Below are 20,434 nucleotides of genomic sequence, written 5' to 3'. Positions count from 1 at the left end.
TCCCTGGCCGCCGTGTCCTTGCCCTCGGCGCGTGCCTTTTCGGCAATGGCATCTTCCATGTAGCCAATGAAGGCGGTCTCCAGGCTGTCTGCGTTCCGTGCCTCGATCAGCTTCTGGGGGGCATCCGCCGCCAGCACCCTTCCCGCGTTCATGAGGGAGATGCGGTCGCAGCGCATCCCCTCGTTCATGAAGTGCGTCGTCACGAAGATGGTGACGCCCTGCTTCCGCGACAGGTCGATCAGCAGCTCCCAGAAGCTGTCCCGGGCGACCGGATCGACCCCCGACGTGGGCTCGTCCAGGATGAGGATCTGCGGCCCGTGCAGCACGGCGACGGCCAGCGAGAGCCGCTGGCGCAGGCCCATCGGCAGGGCCTCGGCCAACGCCTCCAGGTGCGCGCCCAGTCCGAATCGCTCGACCAGCTCCTCGATGCGCGCCTTCGCCTTGTCTGGCGGGAGATGGTAGAGCCGCGCATGCAGGACCAGGTTCTGCTGGACGCTCAGCTCGCCGTAGAGCGAGAACGCCTGCGTCATGTAGCCCAGGTTCTTGCGCACCTCCATGCTTCCGGCATCGACGGAGCTGCCGAAGAGCTTCGCCGTCCCTTCCGTGGGGGGCAGCAGGCCGGTCAGCATCTTCATGGTCGTGGACTTGCCGCAGCCGTTGGAGCCCAGAAAGCCGAAGATCTCACCGCGCTCGATGGACAAGGTGACGTGGTCGACGGCGGTGAAGGTCCCGAAGCGGCGGGTCAGTCCGTGGGCCTCGATGGCCAGCTCCGCCTTGCCCGGTGCACGGGGCGGGATGGTGACTTCCTTGTGGCCCCTTCGCTTCTCCTCGGGAAGCAGCGCGATGAAGCATTGCTCCAGGTCCTTCGTCCCCGAGCGCTCCATCAGCTCCGCGGGCGTCCCTGTCGCCAGCACGCGCCCCGCGTCCATGGCGACGATCCAATCCCACTGCTGCGCTTCGTCCATGTAGGCCGTGGAGATGATGACGCTCATGCCGGGGCGTCCGGCGCGGATATCGTCGATGAGGCTCCAGAACTGCCGCCGGGAGAGCGGGTCGACGCCGGTCGTGGGCTCGTCGAGGATGAGCAGATCCGGGTCGTGCACCAGCGCGCCGCAGAGCCCCACCTTCTGCTTCATGCCGCCCGAGAGCTTGCCGGCGGGGCGCTCCGCGAACTTGCCCAGTCCCGTGGCCTCGAGCAGCTCCCGGACGCGCACCTTGCGCTCCGCGGCCGACAGCCCGAAGAGCCGGGCCATGAAGTCGACGTTGTCGTAGACGCTGAGCTCCAGATAGAGGTTCTTTCCCAGCCCCTGGGGCATGTACGCGATCCGCGGCCCCACCGCGCGCCGGTGCCGGGCGTCGGCGATGTCCCCGTCCAGCACGGTCACCCGTCCTTGCTGCATCTTCTTGGAGCCGGCGACCAGGGCCATCAGCGTCGACTTGCCGACGCCATCAGGCCCCACGATGCCCACCATGATGCCGCTGGGAATGTCGAGCGAGATGCCGTCGAGCGCGACGACCTTGCCGTAGCGGTGGGTCACGTCCTGGATGGAGACCACGAGCTTGCTGGAGAAGCCGCCCGGCGATTCTGGAGACGCGGATGAGACCATGGCTGAGCCCTCCCGGGTCTCCGGGCTATTGGGGGTCGGACTCAGCCGTGATGACATTCTGCAACTTGGCAGGCCAGGCGGCGGAAGGATCCACCTTGACGTAGCCGACGCCGCGAATGCCTGTCTTGATGCGCTCGACGTAGCGGCTGGCCAGCTCCCTGGGGACCTGGAGCTTCACCCGGAACATCAGCTTCTCCCGCTCGGTCTTCGTCTCCACCTGCTTGGGCGTGAACTGCGCTTCCGGGGACACGAAGGAGACATACCCGGGGATGGAGCGGTCGGGCTCGAAGTCGACGGTGAGGCGCGCTTCGGAGCCAAGCTTCATGCGGGCGGCCTCGCTGGCCGGGAGGAAGATCTCCATGTAGACGTCCTCCAGGTTCACGAGCGTCAGCGCTGGTCCGCCGGGCGCGAGCACCTCGCCGGGTTCGGCGAGGCGATAGAGGACTCTTCCCGTCACGGGAGACTTGAGCGTCGCGTCGGCGATGCGCGTTTGAACCGTCGCCGCATTGGCTCGCGCGACCTCGATCTGCTGTCTGGAGGTGTTCACCGTGGCTTCCGCTTCCGCCAGGCTGGCCTTGGTGGTCGCCAGCTCACTCGTCCGAACGTCCAGATCCCGCTGCGAGCCGGCGCCCTGCGCCTGCAGCTTCCGGGCGCGCTCGGACTCGATGGTGGCAAGCTCTATCTCGCTCTTCTGCTTGGCGATCGTTGCCTGGGCCACCGCCAGGTTTTCCTGCATGGCCGCGAGGTTCGCGTTGGCTTCCGCCAGATTGGCCTCCAGCGTGGTGGTGTCCAACTGCACCAGCACCTGACCCGGCTTGACGAGGTCGCCTTCGTTGACAAGGATTTCCTTCACCCGCAGGGGTTCCTTGGCGGCGACATCGACCAGCTTCGCCTCGATGCGGCCGTTGCCCGAGACAATCCCCTCCGGCAGCTTGGATTGCTTCCCCTTCACGTACCGGAAGCCAATGAACACGGCGATCGCGATGGCGATCAACCCAATGACCCACTTCATCTTCCCTTTCGGGATCTTGGGCATGGCGGACTCCCTAGTGCTTTCCCGGTTGCGAGCTGTGATTGACTTCCTGCGTCCGCGGCTTGGACACCATGTCGCCCCAGTGGGTCCGCTCCTCCATCTCGTCTTGCATCGGTTCCGGCACGATGGGCTGGCCCTGATGCACCTCCCAGCCCCCGCCCAGCGCCTTGTACAGGGCGACCAGGTTCGTGGCGATGGAGGAGCTCGACTGGGCCAGGTTGTTCTGCTGCTGCAAGAGCGAGCGTTGCGCGTCCAGCACGCGCTGGTAATCCACGGCGCCTTCCCGGTACTGCACCACGGCGAGCTCCACCGACCGCTGCGCGGCCTTCACGGCGGCCTGGTGGAACGCCATGGCCTTCTGGGCATTGACGAAGCCCGCCAGGGCGTCCGCCACCTCCTGGGCCGCCCTGAGCACCGTGTTGCGGTAGTTGACGAGCAATTGCTGGAACCGCGCGTCTTCGACACGCACACCATTCTTCAGGCGGCCGTAGTTCAGGAAGGGAAAGACAATCCGGGGGCCAATGGAATAGACCAGACTGCCCAGTGAGAAGAGATTGCCGGAGGAGGCGCCGCTGTTGGTCGCCTGGAGCCCGAGCGTCCCGAAGATCGAGAAGCTTGGATAGAGCTCCGCCTCGGCGATACCGATCCGGGCGCACTGCGCGGCGGCATACAGCTCGGCGCTGCGGACATCCGGACGCCGCCGCAGGATCTCCGCCGGCATGCCGACGGCCACCGTCGCGGGCGCCATCGGAATCTGCTTGGGGCCCGCCAGCAGGGCCTCCACGGCTCCCGTGGGCTGGCCCAGGAGCGTGCTCAGGGCGTTGTGAGATTGCTCCAGCCCGCCTTCCAACTGGGGGATGGTGGCCCGGGTGCTTTCCAGCAGGGTCGCGGCCTGTGTCACGTCGAGCTCCGAGGTGGCGCCGTTGCGGAAGCGCGCATCGGCGATCCGGAAGCCCTCCTCCTGGATCCGGACGTTCTCCCGAGCCTGCTCGAGGAGCACCTCGTACGTCCGGACCACGACATAGGTTCGCGCGACCTCCGCGGTGAGCGAGACGAGCGAGGATTGGTACTCCGCCACCGACGCGAGCAGGCTGGCGGCACCCGACTCCACGCCCCGCCGGTACTTGCCCCAGAAATCCAATTCCCAGATCGCGTCGAAGCCCAGCTGGTAATCCAGATAGTGGCGGTCGAAGGCGCCGATGCCGGCCACATTGGCTGCGTTCTCACTGACGCCCACTGCGGCTGCGCTGCCGCTGGCCACCTGGAACTGTGGATACTGCTGGCCGGTGAGGATGCCCAACTGGGCGCGCGCCTCCACGATCCTCAAGCCGGCAATCTGCAGCGGCAGGTTCTGCCGGTAGGCGAGCTCGACGAGGTGATCGAGCGTCGGATCGCCAAACGACTTCCACCACTGGGTGTCGACCGCCGCCTGCGTCGACAGTCGCGGGTCGCCCTGGGTGTGCCACTCCTTGGCAACCGCGGCCTCGGGCTTCGTGAAGTTGGGTCCTACCGCGCACCCGGAGAGCGCCGACAGGACACCGAGCAGCGGCAACGCGCCGATGAAGGGTGCAAGCCCCGGGTTCATCCCCTGCCTGGTGTTGTCCGTCCCCCGCATTCGAGACACCTCGATCGATGTGGACGATGGGCACTTCACGGAGCGCGTGGAAGTACGAGCTGCTTGATTGTCCCGCGGGGCAGTCCTCGATGTCCGCCCACCAATACCAGACACCGACCTGGGGGCACGTCGATGTCGTTCGCCGCATCAAACTGGCTTCTCCTGCCTCCCAGACAGGTCCTGGGCGTCCGCCCGCGCCGGGACGAGGTGCGTCCTCAGGGTGCTTCATCCCGGGCGCCGTCCTGCTCGAGGAGGGCGGCTGGATCCGTCACCACGAGGTCCGCGCCGTGGCGGCGCAGCTCGGCGGACCGACCCAGCCGGTCGACGCCGATGACGTAGGCGAAGTGGGCCGCCCGTGCGGTCGCGACGCCGTCCGGCGTGTCCTCGAAGATGACCGCTTCCTCGGAGTCGACCCCCAGGGCCCGGGCGGCCGCGAGGTAGACCTCTGGGGGCGGCGTGGCGTCGAGCCGCGCGTCGAAGAGGTCCGAGATGCCGGCTGACTGGAGCATCTCGGCGCAGTGCCTGCTCCCGGAGACGACCGCGGTCCGGAGTCCCGCGGCGCGCGCCGCCTGGACGTAGCGGACCGTTCCTTCATATGTCTCCACCCGCTCCTGCCGGAGCAGCTCGACCAGGAGCCCTGTCTTGCGGTCGTTCAGCGCGTGAACCGTGCTCTCCTGCAGCACGATGCCGCGGGAGTCCAGAAACGCGTGGAGGCCTTCCAGGGGCGGCTTTCCGTCGAAGTAGCGGCTGTAGTCGCGCACCAGGTCGAAGGGGATGAAGGGCTGCCCCGAGGCTTGCGCACGCTGCCGCAGGTAGTAGTCGCACAGCTGCTTCCAGGCCCTGGCGTGGAGGCTGGAGGTCTGGGCGAGGACACCATCGAGACCGAAGAGGCAGGCGCGCGCGCGGGGCGGAAGCCCCAGCTTCGTCCGTGCGCGGGGCGGCTGGCCCAGGATGAAGGCGTCGACCGCGTAGGCGAACCCGTCCTCGTCGTTGGTGCGCGTGACGTGGCGTGCGAGACGTTGGACCTCGGCGCTGGCGTTGCCCATGGCGATGCCAACGCCGGCGGTGGTCAGCATGGGCAGGTCATTGGCCATGTCCCCGATGGCCGCGATCTGCTCAAGGGGAAGCCCGAGGAGGCGTGAGGCCTCACGCACGACCATTCCCTTGTTCGCTTCGGGGTGCGTGACGTCGACGTAGTAGGGCGTCGAACGTGCCGCCGACGCCTCGGCGCCCAGTCTCATGGAGAGCTCGGCCTCGCAGCGCGCGACCCGCGCTGTGTCCTCGCTCACCCCGACGAGCTTGATGGGAGCGTCGAGCACGCCGTGCAGGTCCGCGATGACGACCGGGTCGAAGCCGACGTTGCTCCTCTCTCTCGCCACGCGGAATGCCTCGGGGCCGCGGAGGAACCAATCGGCTCCCTGGTATACCCAGACATCCAGGCCCGCCTGGAGCATGAAGTCGACGGCCTGCCTGGCAATGGCGGGAGGAAGGGTCCGCTGCTCCAGCACCGTCGTGAGATCGGATTTGACGTACACGCCGCCGTTGAAGGCAGCCACGGGGTCGGTGAGCTTCAGCGAGGCCACCAGCCCTGCCATCCCGCGCGGCGGTCGCCCGCTCGTGACGGTGAACATGACGCCGCTGGCACGCAGCCGGGCGACGGCCTCGCAGGTTCGCGCGGTGAGGACCTTGTCCCGCGTCACCATGGTCCCGTCGATGTCCGCGATGAGCAACTTGATGGTCATGGCTGTCTCCAGCGCCCGCCCGCTCGCTGCCGCAACCGCACGCCGGGCATTGCCAGTGACGGCTGGGTTCAGGGTCAAGATGGCATCGCAACGGGGGCAGCACATCCTTCCCGGCGCCCCAAGGCAGCCCCATTGCCGAGCGCCCTCCCGCCGGTTGTCGGCGCATCGGGGCGCCCTCAGGTTCACTCCCGAAGGATGGGAGGAACACATGCCGACGATGTCTGGGCTCGACGAAACCGCGCGAGCAATCGTTGCTGACGGAAAGGGCATCCTGGCGGCGGACGAGACGGTCTCCACGATCACGAAGCGCCTGACCGCGCGCGCCATCGAGTCGACCGCGGAGCGCCGCCGCGCCTACCGCGAGATGCTCTTCAGTACGCCCGACCTCGCCGCGTTCATCGGCGGTGTCATCCTGCAGGACGAGACGATCCGGCAGGACAGTTCGACAGGCATCCCGCTGATTGAGTTGCTGGCGGGCCGGGGCATCATCCCCGGCATCAAGGTCGACGCCGGCGTCCACCCCCTGGCCGGCGCACCGGGAGAGTTCGTCGCTGAAGGGCTCGACGGGCTCCGCGGGCGGCTTGAGGAGTACCGCGAGCTCGGTGCGCGCTTCGCCAAGTGGCGCGCGGTCTTCATCATCCGCGACGACGGGCTGCCGACCGCGAAGTGCATCCACGCGAATGCGCACGCGCTCGCGCGGTACGCCGCGCTCTGCCAGGAGCAGGGCCTGGTGCCGATCGTGGAGCCTGAAGTCCTGATGGAGGGAGCGCACGCGCTCGAGCGATGTGAGGACGTGACGGGGCGCGTGCTGCAAGCGGTCTTCAACGAGCTCTTCGACGCTCGGGTGTCCCTGGAAGGGATGTTGCTCAAGCCGAACATGATCACCCCGGGCCAGGGTCGCGCGGGGCAGGCCTCGGTGCAGGAGGTGGCGGAGGCGACGTTGCGTGCCCTGACGCGCCATGTGCCGCCCGCGGTCCCCGGGGTCGTCTTCCTTTCCGGCGGACAGGACCCTGTCCTGGCCACCCAGCACCTCAACGCCATCAATGCGCTGGACGGCCCGAAGCCCTGGAAGCTGAGCTTCTCCTACGGACGCGCGCTGCAGGACGAGGCGCTCGAAGTCTGGCGGGGCCGGCGCGAGCACGTGCTGGCCGCCCAGCAGGCGTTCCACCACCGCGCCTGGTGCGACAGCGCGGCGGCCCTGGGCAGGTACAGCGGCGACATGGAGGGCGAAGCGGGCTTCGCCCATCCCGACTCCACACTCCACGCTCCACACTGATGGGAGGAACGTCATGGCACATCCAATAGGGACGGAAGCATCCGAGTCGGCGTCGCCGTTGTCCGCCAGGGAGCGCGGCCAGGGGCCCTCCGCGCCGGGCAGGGAGCGGACCCGGGAGGGGGGGCCGCTCACCGCCAGGGAAGTGGAGTTGATGAACGCGTACTGGCGCGCGTGCAACTACCTCGCGGTGGGGATGATCTATCTCCAGGACAACCCACTGCTGCACAGGCCCCTGGTGCCGGAGGACGTGAAGCATCGGCTGCTTGGCCACTGGGGCGCGAGCCCGGCGCTCTCGTTCACCTGGGTCCATCTGAACCGGCTCATTGTCGAGCAGGGCCTCGATGTCATCTTCGTGGCCGGGCCGGGCCACGGCGCTCCGGGCGTGCTCGGACCGGCGTATCTCGAGGGGACCTACTCGGAGGTCTATCCGGACAAGAGCCTGGATGCGGAGGGGATGCAGAAGTTCTTCAAGCAGTTCTCCTTCCCCGGTCACATCGGCAGCCACGTCACCCCGGAGACGCCGGGCTCCATCCATGAAGGCGGCGAGCTGGGCTACAGCCTCTCCCACGCGTACGGCATGGCCTTCGACAATCCCGACGTCATCGTCGCCTGCGTCGTGGGTGACGGCGAAGCCGAGACCGGGCCGCTCGCGACGGCCTGGCACTCGAACAAGTTCCTCAACCCCGCGCGGGACGGCGCCGTGCTGCCCATCCTGAACCTCAACGGGTACAAGATCGCCAACCCGACCATTCTCTCCCGCATCAGCCCGGAAGAGCTCGAGGCCCTGTTCGTCGGCTATGGCTACAAGCCCTACTTCGTCGAGGGCAGCGACCCGACCCAGATGCACCAGAAGATGGCGGAGACCCTGGAGCGCGCCGTCGAGGAGATCCATGCCCTGCAGAAGACGGCACGGCAGACGGACACCCCGACGCGTCCGCGCTGGCCCATGATCGTCCTGCGCTCGCCCAAGGGCTGGACCGGTCCGAAGGAGCTGGATGGGCACAAGCTGGAGGGCTCCTGGCGCTCACACCAGGTCCCCTTCGGCGACGTGCGGGACAACCCGTCGCACCTGAAGGCGCTCGAGGACTGGATGCGCAGCTACCGGCCCGAGGAGCTGTTCGACGCGCAGGGACGGCTGAATCCGGAGGTCAGGGCGCTTGCACCCAAGGGGGCCCGGAGGATGAGCGCGAACCCCCACGCCAACGGCGGCCTGCTTCGCAAGGCGCTCAAGCTGCCTGACTTCCGCGACTATGCGGTCAAGGTCGGCCAGCGCGGCACCACGCTGCATGAGAACACGAAGCCCCTCGGCGAGTTCCTGCGCGACATCATGCGCGACAACCCGACGAACTTCCGCGTCTTCGGGCCGGACGAGACCGCCTCGAACCGGCTCCAGGCCATCTACAAGGTGAGCAAGAAGACCTGGATGGCCACCCTGTTGCCGGAGGACGCCGACGGGGGCGAGCTCGCGCGGGACGGCCGCGTCATGGAGATGTTGTCGGAGCACACGCTGCTCGGCTGGCTCGAGGGGTATCTGCTCACGGGGCGCCACGGCTTGTTCCACACGTATGAGGCGTTTGCCCACGTCGTCGACTCCATGTTCAACCAGCACGCCAAGTGGTTGGACATCAGCAAGAACCACGTGAGTTGGCGGGCGCCCGTCGCCTCGGAGAACATCCTGCTCTCCTCGACGGTGTGGCGTCAGGATCACAACGGGTTCTCACATCAGGACCCGGGGTTCATCGACCTGGTGACCAACAAGTCCGGCTCGGTCACGCGCATCTACCTGCCTCCGGACGCCAACACGCTGCTGGCGGTGGCGGACCAGTGCCTGCGCAGCACCGACTGCGTCAACGTCATCGTCGCGGACAAGCAGAAGCACCTGCAGTTCACCAGCATCGACGAGGCCATCGCCCACTGCGCCAAGGGGCTTGGCATCTGGAAGAGGGCCAGCACGGACGAGGACGCGGAGCCGGATGTCATCATGGCCAGCTGCGGCGACGTCGCGACGCAGGAGGCCCTGGCCGCCGCCTCCATCCTGCGCGCGCGCGCACCGAACCTGAAGCTGCGCTTCGTCAACATCGTCGACCTGTTCAAGCTGCAGTCGTCGGCGGAGCATCCGCACGGGTCCACCCAACGCGAACTCGAAAGCCTGTTCCCGCCGGGCAAGCCGATCATCTTCAGCTTCCACGGCTATGCCTCGCTCATCCACAAGCTTGCCTATCGCTTCATCAACCACGAAGACCTGCACGTGCATGGCTACCGGGAGAAAGGCAACATCAACACGCCCTTCGAGCTGGCGATCCTGAACGAGACGTCCCGCTTCCACCTGGTCATCGACGTCATCGACCGCGTGCCGGGGCTGCGCGGGAAGGCGGGGCACCTGAAGGAAGAGATGAGGAACGCCATCCTCGACAACCTGGCCTACGCGCACGAGCACGGCAGGGATCGTCCTGAAATCGCGGACTGGACCTGGCCGGACTGAGAGAGGCTCACGCATGGCGCGGCGGACGTTCAAGACGGGAGACGTGCCGGACGCGCTGCTCGTGCTCAACGCCGGCTCTTCGAGCCTGAAGTTCTCCGTCTTCCTCGATGAGGAGCCCCCCCGCCTCTTCCTGCGGGGGGAATTCGAGGAGCTGTCGACCCGTCCGCGGTTCGTCGCGCACGCGGACGGCGCCGTCATCGGCGAGAGGGACTGGGCCCCCGGAACGCAGCTCGGGTACGCGGGCGCCACCGACTTCCTGTTCACCTGGGGGCGAGAGGGCGTCCTCGGCGGGCACCGGATCGCGGCCGTTGGCCATCGTGTGGTCCATGGCGGCATGCGTTTCTCCGGGCCCGCCCTCGTCGACGCGGCGGCCCTGGCGGAGCTGGAAGCGCTCATTCCGCTGGCGCCGTTGCACCAGCCCCACTGCGTGGAAGCGATTCGAGCCGTCACGCGGACGGCGCCATCGGTGCCGCAGGTCGCATGCTTCGATACCGCGTTTCACCGCACCCAGCCGCCCGTGGCCCAGGCCTTCGCCCTGCCTCGTCGCTATGCCGAGGAGGGCATCCGCCGCTACGGATTCCATGGACTCTCCTACGAGTACATCGCCTCCACGCTGCCGCGCAGGGTGCCCGGGGCCGCCGAAGGACGCACGGTGGTGGCCCACCTGGGGAACGGCGCGAGCATGTGCGCCCTGCTCCGGGGACGAAGTGTGGCGACGACCATGGGCCTCACCGCCTTGGATGGGCTCATGATGGGCACCCGCTGCGGTGCCCTGGATCCCGGGGTCCTGCTCTACCTGATGGACCGGCACGGCATGGACGCGCGCGCGCTGGAGCGGCTCCTCTACGAGCAATCCGGCCTGCTGGGCGTCTCCGGCGAGTCCAGCGACATGCGAGAGCTTCTCGGCGGCTCCAGTGCCGCCGCCGCAGAGGCGCTGGAGTTGTTCGTCTACCGCATCCATCGCGAGCTTGGCTCGCTCGCGGCGGCCCTGCACGGCCTGGACGCCGTGGTGTTCACGGGGGGCATTGGCGAGCACGCCGCGCCCATTCGCGCGCGGGTCTGTCGTGCCGCGAGCTGGCTCGGGCTGGAGCTTGATGAGGAGGCCAATGCTCGCGGCGGTCCCCGCATCACCAGGCCCGACAGCCGCGTCTCCGCCTGGGTGATTCCCACGGATGAGGAGGCGATGATCGCCCTCCACACCCGGCGTGTGCTGCGCTCAACAGGCCTGCGGGTCCGGTGAGCGGGGCGTGACTCGCGCCAGTGCCGGGAGGTGAGCGCATGCCCGTCCGCCCCTCCCGGGAGGGGCGGTGTGCGGACAGGCGGCCCATCCCCACGCTCTCGGCACCACGCAGTCCGGAATCACAAGGCGGCCATCATGCGACTCCTCACGTTGTTTCCCCTCGCACTGCTGGCGCTCACCGTGCCTCGGGGCGCGCGTGCCCAGACGACGTCTGGCTCGGACCCGGCCCCGGTGGGCTTCGCAACGCAGCAGAGCGAGGGGCCCGAGCGGCACTTCATGCTCAACGCGGGCGGCGGCGTCTCCTTCCCCATCTCCGACGCGGGGGACCGCTTCGAGACGGGCGGCGGCTTCCAGCTGGGCGCCGGCTTTCAGTTCCAGAGGAACTTCGGCCTCATGGCTGAGTACTACCTCAGCAGCCATGGCATCCAGGCCGACGTGCTCAACGGGACTGACGTCGACGGCAACCACTACATGCGGTACGGCAGCCTCAACGCCGTCTGGAATGTGATTCCCCGCAGCCTCTTCGGCTTCTACTTCATCGCCGGGCCGGGCGTGTACTACCGCAAGGTGGAGCTGACCCAGCTGGCGGGCGCCGCGGCCGTCCCGTACTGCGACCCATGGCTGTACTACTGCTCCACGGACGTGGTGGCGGTGACGGAGATTCTCGGCTCGCGCAGCAGCACGGACTTCGGTCTCAGCGGCGGCGTCGGTGTCACCCTGAAAATCTCCGGGGCCCTCCGCCTCTACGTGGAGGGCCGCTACCACTACATCTTCGGCCCGAGTTTCGACCAGCCGGATGGCAGCTCGCGCAAGGCCGACGGCCAGTACATCCCGGTCAACTTCGGCGTCCGCTACTGAAGGTGCGCGAGCGGCGGGAGACGGACACCTGGGAGGTCGGTGGTGTAGATCCCAGCCCATGAAATCCGTCCGCCCGGCCTTCCTTCCTGGTCTGCTCTGCCTCCTGGCGCTGCTGCCCTTCGCGGTCTCGGCCCAGGCTCCCCGGCCCCGTGCTCGCGCGAGTGACCTGGGCATCTCCTTCGGGGGAACCCCGGGCGCGCTCAATGCCATCACCGACGTGAAGGGCGTGGAGGTAGGCCACACGACGCTCCTCTCCGGTGGGGATGCACCCGGCTCGCCGCGGGTGCGTACCGGCGTCACCGCCGTGCTGCCCCGGGGCCGGGACGCGGTGGCGCAGCCCGTGTTCGCGGCGACCTACGCCCTCAATGGCAGCGGCGAGATGACCGGCACGCACTGGGTCAAGGAGTCGGGCCTGCTCTCCGGGCCCGTGATGATCAGCAACACGCACGCCGTGGGCGCCGTGCATGAAGGCGTGATTGCCTGGGCGCAGAAGCGGAACCTCACCTGGGAGCTCGGGCTGCCCGTGGTGGCGGAGACCTGGGATGGCCTGCTGAACGACATCGACGGCTTCCACGTGCGGCCCGCCCACGCGATGCAAGCCATTGACGCCGCACGCCCGGGCCCCGTGCCGGAGGGCTCCGTGGGCGGCGGGACGGGAATGGTCTGCCATGGGTTCAAGGGCGGAATCGGCACGGCCTCACGCAGGCTCCCGGCGGAGCAGGGGGGCTACACGTTGGGTGTCCTGGTGCAGTGCAACTACGGCAGCCGGCGACTCTTCTCCGTCGCCGGGGTTCCCGTGGGCGAGGAGATCCCCGACCTCCGCGCCTGCTACACGGGGACCCAGCCTCCCAAGGGGCCCTTCTTCCTCCAGATGAAGCCCTGCGCGTCGCCCGGCGTCAAACCCACGCATCCGGAAGGGATGGGTTCCATCATCGTGGTGGTGGCCACCGACGCGCCGCTCCTGCCGCACCAGCTGGACCGCGTCTCCCGGAGGGTGCCGCTCGCGCTCGGGAAGATGGGAGGGCTGGGGGAGGACTTCTCCGGCGACATCTTCCTCGCGTTCTCCACCCAGCCCACGCAGGCGGTGGACGGTGCTCCGTCCGCCCAGGTCGCCATGCTCGACAACGAGCGGCTCAACCCGCTCTTCGAGGCCACGGTGCAGGCCACCCAGGAGGCCATCCTGAACGCGATGCTCGTCTCCGACACGATGACCGGGAACCAGGACGCGCGGGTGTATGGCCTGCCACACGACCGGCTGGTGAAGGCCCTGCGCAAGGCCGGAAGGCTGCCTCCGGCCCCGAGACCGAAGTCGGGGAAATGACCGCGGCGACAGTCCGGAGGCGTCCGCCGTGGCAGGCTGGGTCGGTGAGCGAACCCCTCTTCGATGATCTGCTGGGCCTTGCGTGCTTCGCGCGCGTCGTGGAGCACCGCTCCTTCACGCAGGCAGCCGCGGCGCTCGGGGTGTCGAAGTCCGTGGTCAGCACGCGCGTGGCCCGGCTGGAGTCCCGCGTGGGAGAGCGGTTGCTCATCCGCACCACGCGCAAGCTCACCGTCACCGATGCGGGCATGGGCGTGTATGCGCACTGCGCGCGGATGCTCCAGGAGGCAGGGGCCGCCACGCGCGGTGCGTCCGACGCGGGCCGGGGAACGCTGCGCCTCAACGTGCCCGTCAGCTTCGCGCAGCTCTACCTCGCAGGCCCCCTGGCGCGCTTCCTCGCCGCGCACCCGGACACCACCGTGGACGTCGTGCTGAGCGACCGGCTCGTGGACCTCGTCGAGGAGCGCGTGGACGTGGCGCTGCGGATCACCCGCCTGCGCGACTCCAGCCTCGTGGCCCGCAGGCTCGCCACCACGTCGCTGCACGTGTGCGCGGCGCCCGCGTACCTGGAGCGGCGGGGGGCTCCCGAGCGGCCCGAGGACCTCCTCCACCACGACTGCCTGCGCTACACGCACCTGCGCACCGAGGACGAGTGGCGCTTCTATGGCCCGGAGGGCCGCATCCGCGTGCCCGTCTCCGGCTCGCTGTCCACGGGCAACGGCACCATGCTCCGCGAGGCCGCGGCCCAGGGCATCGGCCTCGCCATGCTGCCGCGCTTCATGGTGGACGAGGACCTGCGCTCGGGCCGGCTCGTCACCGTGCTCGACGACTTCGCGCCCCGCCCCCTGGGCATCTACGCCGTCCATGCCTCCGGCCGGAAGCCCGCCCCGCGCCTGCGGGCCCTGCTCGACGTGCTGGCCGCCGAGTTCCGCTCGCCCCGGTGGGGATGAGTGTTCTGCTGGCAGAACGATTCGTTCGCGAGCGGCGCCTTCCGGCGCGGACGCGAGGAGGGCATTCCATGGAGTGTCCGAGGGGCCCTCGTCCCCCTCGCGCTTCGAGGAGTCGCCGTCATGAGCCGCATCGAGTCCTTCCTGTCTTCTTCCTCCGCCCGCGACGCGGGCGCCACCGTGCTGCGCATTGCCCTGGGGGCGGTGTTCCTCGCGCACGCGGGGGCCAAGGCGTTCGTCTTCACCTTCGCGGGCACCGCGCGGTTCTTCGAGGCCCACGGCTTCCCCGGGTGGACGGCGGGGCCCGTGTTCCTGGCGGAGCTGCTCGGCGGGCTCGCGCTGGTGGCTGGGTTCCGCACGCGCCTCGTGGCGCTCGGGCTGGTGCCGGTGATGCTCGGCGCGCTCAAGCCCCACGTCGGCAATGGGTGGATGTTCACCAGCGCCGGCGGTGGCTGGGAGTACGTCGCGTTCCTCCTCCTCGCGCTGGTGGCGCAGGCGCTGGTGGGGAGCGGGGCGCTCGCGCTCGATGGTGCGCGGGAGCGACGCCCGGCTTCGACGGGCCGCACGGCGAGCGTGGCGGGTTGAGCGAGCAAGCGTGACGCGGGAATAGGCTCACTCAATCTCCACGCGGCACGCACCCAGTTCCAGATGGAGGGGTTGCCACGCGGGGACCCGCCAGCGCTCGCCGGGCGTGGACGAGCGGGTTCCTCCGGCGGTCGTGGTCCCCTCCACCACCTCGACGAAATAGCAGGGGTGGTGGCCGCCGCCGATCGTCACCCGGGCGTGGAGCGGCGCCACCCCGTCCTGGTCCACGACGACGGTGTTGGTTGCGGCCCGCCCGAGGGTGAGCCCCTTCGTCCAGACCTCGCGCCTTCCCCCGAGCAACACCGTGGAGAGGACGGTCCCCTCCGCCGAGCGGATGGTCACCGTCACCCGATACTTCTCCACGCGCCAGTACACCAACGACGCGCTGAACGGTCGCATGTCGCCCCAGGCGAGCGTGCCCGTCTCGGGGTCCACGCGGACGGTTTGAAAGTTCTCCGGCGAGCGCAGCCAGTCGCGGGTTTCGGCGGAGAGGTCGGGGACGCGCGCCGCGTCCCAATCGAAGAGGCAGGGCTGGAGGTTCGCCTCGCCCTCGACTCCATCGCTGAAGCGGAGCCGGACGGTGAAGGGGGCGACACAGCGGGCTTCGAGAATCACCGCAGCCATGGTCGAGCCTTTCGTCGAGGGAGCAGGGGACCCCTTCATGCTAACCGGATGCGCAGGGGAACTGTCGACGGTGCCCAGGCGCCGTGAAGGCCCGGCAGTCCTGCTGACTGTGTCATCTCACGGCATGGGCATGCGGTGCGGGGCCGGACGTACTGTCGAGACATGCTCCCCATTCTCTTCGCCATCGCCGCGGGCTGCTTCTTGCTGGAACACCTCTTCCGTGGCTGGGCGCTGCCACGGGTGCGCGGCTGGCACCTGCGCGTGGTGGGCATCAACCTGGTGCAGGTGGCGGTGGTGCTGCTCGCGGGGGTGACGTGGGAGCGGTGGCTGTCGGCGGCCTCCCTGTTCCACCTCTCACGGCACGTGCACCCCGTGGCCGGGGGCGTGATCGCCTATGGCGTGGCCACCTTCGTCTTCTACTGGTGGCACCGCGCGCGGCATGAGCGCGACGTGCTCTGGCGCCTCTTCCACCAGGTGCACCACAGTCCCCAGCGACTGGAGGTCATCACCAGCTTCTACAAGCACCCGGTGGAGATGGTGGTCAACTCGCTCATCGGCACCGTGCTGGTCTTCACCGTGCTGGGCCTGAGCCCGGAGGCGGGCGCCGTGTACACGGCCTGCACCGCGCTGGGCGAGTTCTTCTACCACACCAACGTGCGCACGCCGCGCTGGGTGGGCCTCTTCTTCCAGCGGCCGGAGATGCACCGCATCCACCACGAGGCGGGGAAGCACCGGGGCAACTACGGAGACCTGCCGATCTGGGACATGCTGTTCGGCACGTACGAGAACCCGCCCACCTGGGACGCCACCTGTGGCTTCGACCCGGAACGCGAGCTGCGGCTGGGCGACATGCTTGCGTTCCGGGATGTCCACCGGGAGTGAGCCGCCGGTAGCCGTCAGGGTGTGACGGGCACGGAGAGGGAGCCCACGTCCACGTTGAGGAGGGTGGGCAGGCAGACTGCCCGTCGTGGAGACCATGCGGGCCGTCAGCTCACAGGCTGTCGGGGTAGCACCAACCCGTGGTGCGATCATCGCCGCCACCGGCGAGCGGATACCCGATGAAGCCCAGCTCCTCTCCCGCTCCGCAGTCCGAACGGGCGCGGGCATAGCGCAGGCAGGTGCCGTGGCCGGTGCCGCCCAGGTCCACGCTGCCACGGAGGACGGGCACCAGGGCGCGGGGGCTACTCCCCTGGCGACCTGGGAGGTATCGGTCCTGGGCGCGCCCACTTTGTACACCGTGCGGCTGTACCGACTCTACGCGTCGAGCACCCACCAGACCCGCCGCACGCAGCCCAGCGTGCGGGCCGGCGGGGACGTGAGCAGTCCGCGCTTCGACGCGCCGTGGAACTCACGATGCGCCGCGCGCTTCGAGCGCGGTCATGGCCTTGCGGAGCTGGGCGGCGCGGGCCGTGGCGGTGCGGGCGGTGACGAGCTTCAGGATCACCGCGTACTGCTGGGTCTTGCTGCGCGCGTCGAACGCCTGTGCCGCCCGTGGGCTCGCCGCCAGGGCGGCGGCGAGATCGGGTGGGACGGTGGCGTTGCGCTGCGACTCGTAGGCGGCGGCCCAGCGCCCGTCGGCCTTGGCGGCCTCGACCTCGGCCAGGCCGGACGGTCGCATCCGCCCCGCGGCGAGCAGCTCCTCGACCTTGGCCACATTGATTTGCGACCAGCGACTGCGTGGCCGGCGGGGCACGTACTTCTGCAGGTAGTAGAGCTTGTCGCAGGACTTGCGCTGGCCCGAGATCCAGCCGTAGCAGAGGCCGACGTCGACCGCCTCGTCGTCGGTCAACGAGGGGATGCCCGACCCCTTCTTCGCGAGCTTCAGCCACACCCCGGCCCGCAGGTCGACATGCGCGTCCAGCCAGGCCTCGAACTCCGCGGCGTCGCGGAAGGCAATCACCTGGGCCTCATTGGCGGCGGGCTTCGTCGGCATGCGCGAAGGATGCCGAAGCCGCACTGACGTGTCGAGGACCCCACGGGCCGTTCCATGCAACGGCCGGTGACTTCCGCCAGTTGCTGGATGCGGCCCCATCCCGCATGTGTCTAATGATCTGTCAGGCCAGTAATTCGTGATTAAGTAGAAACTGCTCTTTACTTTCGATTTTAGGATCGCGAGGATGAGTCCTGCGCGCATCGGGTGCTGCATGGCCATCGAGCACGTCAGGAGTGAAATCATGCACATTGAAGATTTTTCCAGCAGAGCGTCTCGGCGTGGTGCAATCCTGACAGCCTGTCTTTGTCTGATGATGGCCTTCACGCCTACAGCATACGCAGCAGGCAACCATCTCTATGTCGCTGCCACTGGAAGCGACGCGGGCGACGGTTCGCCCGGCAGCCCCTACAAGACGATTCTGAAGGCATCGCAAGTCGCCACTCACGGCACGGTCATTCATGTCGCTCCGGGCACCTACAGCGGCGGCTTCCTGACAGCCGCGAGCGGAACGGCCACCGACCGCATCAGCTACGTCTCCGATATTGATCCTGTGACGAAGGCAAGAGCCAGGATCGTTCCGCCGAACAGCACGGCGACGACAGGGAGCATCTGGGAGAACCGCGGCTCCTATGTGGACATCGAAGGATTCGAGATTGACGGCACGGGCACCAAGATGCCGAATGGCCTGATCAATCAAGGCTCCTATGTCACGATCAAGAACAATGACGTGCATCATGTCATCCATGGGCCCGGACAGTTGTGCAACGGTGCGGGCGGTTCCGGTATCAACATCCATGACTACGACGTGCCCGGACTCATGACGGGCACGGTGGTCACCGGCAACAAGGTTCACGACATCGGCTATACCTGTAGCAAGATCCAGAACATCTACATCAGCACCCGGGCCACGGTAACGAACAACCTCTCCTACAACAATCCCGGCGGGGGAGGCATTCATCTCTGGCATGACGCCAATCACGTCACGATCGCCAACAATACGGTGGTCAATACCTGGATGGGAATCATCGTGGGCGGCGGCGGCTACTACGAGACGACCGGGCCCGCCGACTACGTGGACGTGTCCAACAACATCGTCTACAGCAACGATTACGGCGTTTCCTTGCAGGGTCAGACCGGATCCCACAACACGTATACGAACAACCTGGTGAATCAAAACAGCGAATACGATTTCAGCCCCGGTGTGATCCATACCGGAACCGTTACCGGTGCTCCCCAATTCGTGAACCAGGCTGGAGGAAATTTTCACCTGGCGTCCAACTCGCCGGCGATCAATGCGGGTTCTCCGACTTTTGCGCCTTCCATCGATCTGGATGGCAATGCCCGTCCGGCGGGTGCTGCATACGACATCGGCGCGTATGAATACGGCTCTTCTTCTTCGGGCAAGACGCTCACGTTCTGGGAGAAGGACAGCGAGGCCGGCACCACGTCCGGCTATTGGTATAAGCAAGCGCTCGTCAATGGCGTGGTCGTATGGGAAGGCGATGTCACGGCAGGCGGTACCGCCTGGCAGTCGCACACGGTCACGATCGCGCCAGCCAGCCCGAGCTTCACGCTGCAGTTCAGGCTGATCAGCAAGGCGGGTGTGTCGAACTACCCGATCTCCTTCAATATCGATGATGTCGCCATCAACGGCGTGGCCATCACGAACGCGGGCTTCGAGGCGGCGACCGGGTGGGCCTATGCCGAGAACAAGGCAGGCTTTACCGGCAGCTACGATACCGCCACATCCCACGGCGGTGCCGCGTCGTACAAAGTCTCCTATCCTGGAGCAACGACGTCGGCTGCGGGGGATAGCGGTATGATCTCTCAGGCCTTGGCGAACTAGCCCGAGCAGCCATCCTCAGAAGTCGAAGTTCCAGCTGGCAAGATGTTGCAGGTCGCGAGCGCCACCGAATTCGAGGCGTTCCGGCACGGGCTGGTCGTGCGCGGGTGCGGGCACATCGATCGCGATCCGTTTGACCCCGGTGGTCTTCTCGAGGCCGCTGCACCAGCTCTGCCAGCGTTGACCATTCCGACGATCACGGAAGGCGATGCCTGGCAGTTGGTCGGTCGTGGGAGGGGTAGGGGACAGCAGGTCGAGGTATTCCATCCGGCCCCGCACGATGCCCCGCTCATCGGTGCGCACCTCGTGGCAATAGGCGGCACCCCACAGGTCTTCGCGGTAGCGGACGGCGTACACGCTGCCCGGGGTCGGCGGGCCTGGAATGGATTGGGGCCGGGGGCTGGCCGGGCTGCCTGTCTTGCGGCGCCCCGCGGGCTTTGCTGGCGGCGGCACGGGCTCATCCTCCGGTCGCTCCAGATGGCCGAACAGCGTGGCCACCAGCTCGTCGTGGAGGCCATCTCCTGCTGACCACCACGCCAGCGGCGCAGGCACCTCGACCCGCGTCGAGGGACGGCGGTCGCGCTCGATCGCAGGAGTGAACCGGGTCAGCATGCCCGGGTGCCCCGGCGTCTGCAGGATGCCGATGAACGCGAGCGCTTCCAGCACCGTCTCGCAGCGCGAGGGGCGGTCGGCGCGCAGCAGCCCGGCCTTCTGGAGCGCGGAACGCGCCTGGCTGTAGCGGGCCTTGGGGGGAAGGGCGCGCAGCAGGTCGAGCAGGCGGTGAAACACCCATACATCCCGCGGTGTGGGTTTGGGCCAGGCCGCGGACGGGCTGTCGATGACGGCGGCCAGGGCGAGCGCACCGTCGGCCGGGTGGGCGTCACCCCAGCCGGAGCCGTCGAGATGGCGGAAGTACGCGGCCTGGGTGGTATCGATGGCGTCTGCCTTGTAGAAACACACCCGGCAGCTGCCACCACCCATGGGCTGTTCGGCGTGTGCCGGTATGACGCGCCCGAGCGCGGTGGCGGGCAGCACGGTCAACCAGGCGGGATCGGCCGATACCATCGAGGCCACGAACGCATCGACCGCCTGGCGCAGGTCGACCGCCGCGGCGGACTGGCGCAGCCTGTCGATGGTCTCGTCATGCGCCCACTGGATGAAGACATTGGGCAGCAACCCGGCGGCCTTCAGCTGCTGATGCTCTGCCTCCGTGAAGGTGGAGGGAATCCGGTGGACATAGCGGCCCTCGGCATCGAAGTGGCTGTTGCGAGCGTCGTAGATCCGGGCCAGCAGGGGCATCACGGCGGGGTCGGGATGGGTCATCGCAAGGG

The 20,434-nt window shown here is 68.0% G+C and carries 17 protein-coding genes; 9 read left to right on the top strand and 8 right to left on the bottom strand.

What is annotated here, in order from left to right:
• From D7V93_RS13100 to D7V93_RS46100, 4 genes are all read right to left on the bottom strand, one after another.
• A partial coding sequence (locus D7V93_RS13100; RefSeq protein ID WP_147451158.1) for an ATP-binding cassette domain-containing protein occupies positions 1 to 1,607 on the bottom strand: 1,607 nt, incomplete at its 3' end.
• Positions 1,608 to 1,632: 25 nt separating this feature from the next.
• Positions 1,633 to 2,643: an HlyD family secretion protein gene (locus tag D7V93_RS13095; protein WP_120643723.1), complete on the bottom strand. Its 1,011-nt coding sequence runs from the start codon at positions 2,641 to 2,643 to the stop codon at positions 1,633 to 1,635.
• Positions 2,644 to 2,653: 10 nt separating this feature from the next.
• On the bottom strand, positions 2,654 to 4,225 hold the full coding sequence (locus D7V93_RS13090) for an efflux transporter outer membrane subunit (RefSeq protein WP_244237282.1): 1,572 nt from the start codon (positions 4,223 to 4,225) through the stop codon (positions 2,654 to 2,656).
• A gap of 245 nt (positions 4,226 to 4,470) precedes the next feature.
• Complete coding sequence (locus D7V93_RS46100; RefSeq protein ID WP_244237281.1) at positions 4,471 to 5,997, bottom strand: Cof-type HAD-IIB family hydrolase; 1,527 nt, start codon at positions 5,995 to 5,997, stop codon at positions 4,471 to 4,473.
• Here D7V93_RS46100 and D7V93_RS13080 point away from each other — a divergent pair.
• The 7 genes from D7V93_RS13080 (at position 5,978) to D7V93_RS13050 (ending at position 14,703) form a co-directional block, all read left to right on the top strand.
• Positions 5,978 to 7,273, top strand: coding sequence for a class I fructose-bisphosphate aldolase (locus D7V93_RS13080; RefSeq protein ID WP_244237280.1), 1,296 nt, complete (start codon positions 5,978 to 5,980; stop codon positions 7,271 to 7,273). The two genes, D7V93_RS46100 and D7V93_RS13080, sit on opposite strands and share 20 nt — an antisense overlap.
• A 13-nt stretch (positions 7,274 to 7,286) precedes the next feature.
• Entirely contained in the window at positions 7,287 to 9,755 is a 2,469-nt protein-coding gene (locus D7V93_RS13075; RefSeq protein WP_120643720.1) for a phosphoketolase family protein, read from the top strand.
• A 13-nt stretch (positions 9,756 to 9,768) separates the two neighbouring features.
• Positions 9,769 to 10,995: an acetate/propionate family kinase gene (locus D7V93_RS13070; protein WP_208723011.1), complete on the top strand. Its 1,227-nt coding sequence runs from the start codon at positions 9,769 to 9,771 to the stop codon at positions 10,993 to 10,995.
• A 135-nt stretch (positions 10,996 to 11,130) separates the two neighbouring features.
• Positions 11,131 to 11,853 (top strand): outer membrane beta-barrel protein, encoded by a 723-nt coding sequence (locus D7V93_RS13065; RefSeq protein ID WP_120643719.1) that lies wholly within the window; start codon positions 11,131 to 11,133, stop codon positions 11,851 to 11,853.
• A 58-nt stretch (positions 11,854 to 11,911) separates the two neighbouring features.
• On the top strand, positions 11,912 to 13,174 hold the full coding sequence (locus D7V93_RS13060; RefSeq protein WP_120643718.1) for a DmpA family aminopeptidase: 1,263 nt from the start codon (positions 11,912 to 11,914) through the stop codon (positions 13,172 to 13,174).
• Between the two features lie 44 nt (positions 13,175 to 13,218).
• The gene (locus D7V93_RS13055) at positions 13,219 to 14,121 is read left to right on the top strand and encodes a LysR family transcriptional regulator (protein ID WP_120643717.1); all 903 of its coding nucleotides are present in this window, start codon (positions 13,219 to 13,221) and stop codon (positions 14,119 to 14,121) included.
• 120 nt (positions 14,122 to 14,241) lie between these two features.
• Positions 14,242 to 14,703, top strand: a complete 462-nt coding sequence (locus tag D7V93_RS13050) for a DoxX family protein (RefSeq protein WP_120643716.1) — start codon at positions 14,242 to 14,244, stop codon at positions 14,701 to 14,703.
• Positions 14,704 to 14,730: 27 nt separating this feature from the next.
• On the opposite strand, the gene D7V93_RS13045 is transcribed toward D7V93_RS13050, so the two are convergent.
• Positions 14,731 to 15,327 carry an FHA domain-containing protein gene (locus tag D7V93_RS13045; protein ID WP_120643715.1) on the bottom strand — a complete coding sequence of 199 codons (597 nt, stop codon included), beginning with the start codon at positions 15,325 to 15,327 and terminating at the stop codon, positions 14,731 to 14,733.
• 162 nt (positions 15,328 to 15,489) lie between these two features.
• On the opposite strand from D7V93_RS13045, the gene D7V93_RS13040 reads away from it, so the two are divergent.
• Complete coding sequence (locus D7V93_RS13040) at positions 15,490 to 16,209, top strand: sterol desaturase family protein (protein WP_120643714.1); 720 nt, start codon at positions 15,490 to 15,492, stop codon at positions 16,207 to 16,209.
• A gap of 109 nt (positions 16,210 to 16,318) precedes the next feature.
• Here D7V93_RS13040 and D7V93_RS44895 read toward each other — a convergent pair whose 3' ends face one another.
• Together D7V93_RS44895 and D7V93_RS13035 are read right to left on the bottom strand one after the other, a co-directional pair.
• Positions 16,319 to 16,495 (bottom strand): hypothetical protein, encoded by a 177-nt coding sequence (locus D7V93_RS44895; RefSeq protein ID WP_158623729.1) that lies wholly within the window; start codon positions 16,493 to 16,495, stop codon positions 16,319 to 16,321.
• Positions 16,496 to 16,675: 180 nt separating this feature from the next.
• The gene (locus tag D7V93_RS13035; protein WP_120643713.1) at positions 16,676 to 17,260 is read right to left on the bottom strand and encodes a YdeI/OmpD-associated family protein; all 585 of its coding nucleotides are present in this window, start codon (positions 17,258 to 17,260) and stop codon (positions 16,676 to 16,678) included.
• 241 nt (positions 17,261 to 17,501) lie between these two features.
• Here D7V93_RS13035 and D7V93_RS13030 point away from each other — a divergent pair, with 241 nt between their 5' ends.
• Positions 17,502 to 19,106: a right-handed parallel beta-helix repeat-containing protein gene (locus D7V93_RS13030; protein WP_208723010.1), complete on the top strand. Its 1,605-nt coding sequence runs from the start codon at positions 17,502 to 17,504 to the stop codon at positions 19,104 to 19,106.
• 15 nt (positions 19,107 to 19,121) lie between these two features.
• On the opposite strand, the gene D7V93_RS13025 is transcribed toward D7V93_RS13030, so the two are convergent.
• A partial coding sequence (locus D7V93_RS13025) for a hypothetical protein (protein ID WP_244237279.1) occupies positions 19,122 to 20,434 on the bottom strand: 1,313 nt, incomplete at its 5' end.

The sequence above is a fragment of the Corallococcus llansteffanensis genome, assembly GCF_003612055.1.
GTDB classification, from domain to species: Bacteria; Myxococcota; Myxococcia; order Myxococcales; family Myxococcaceae; genus Corallococcus; species Corallococcus llansteffanensis.
This window is presented reverse-complemented; position numbering and strand designations above follow the sequence as displayed.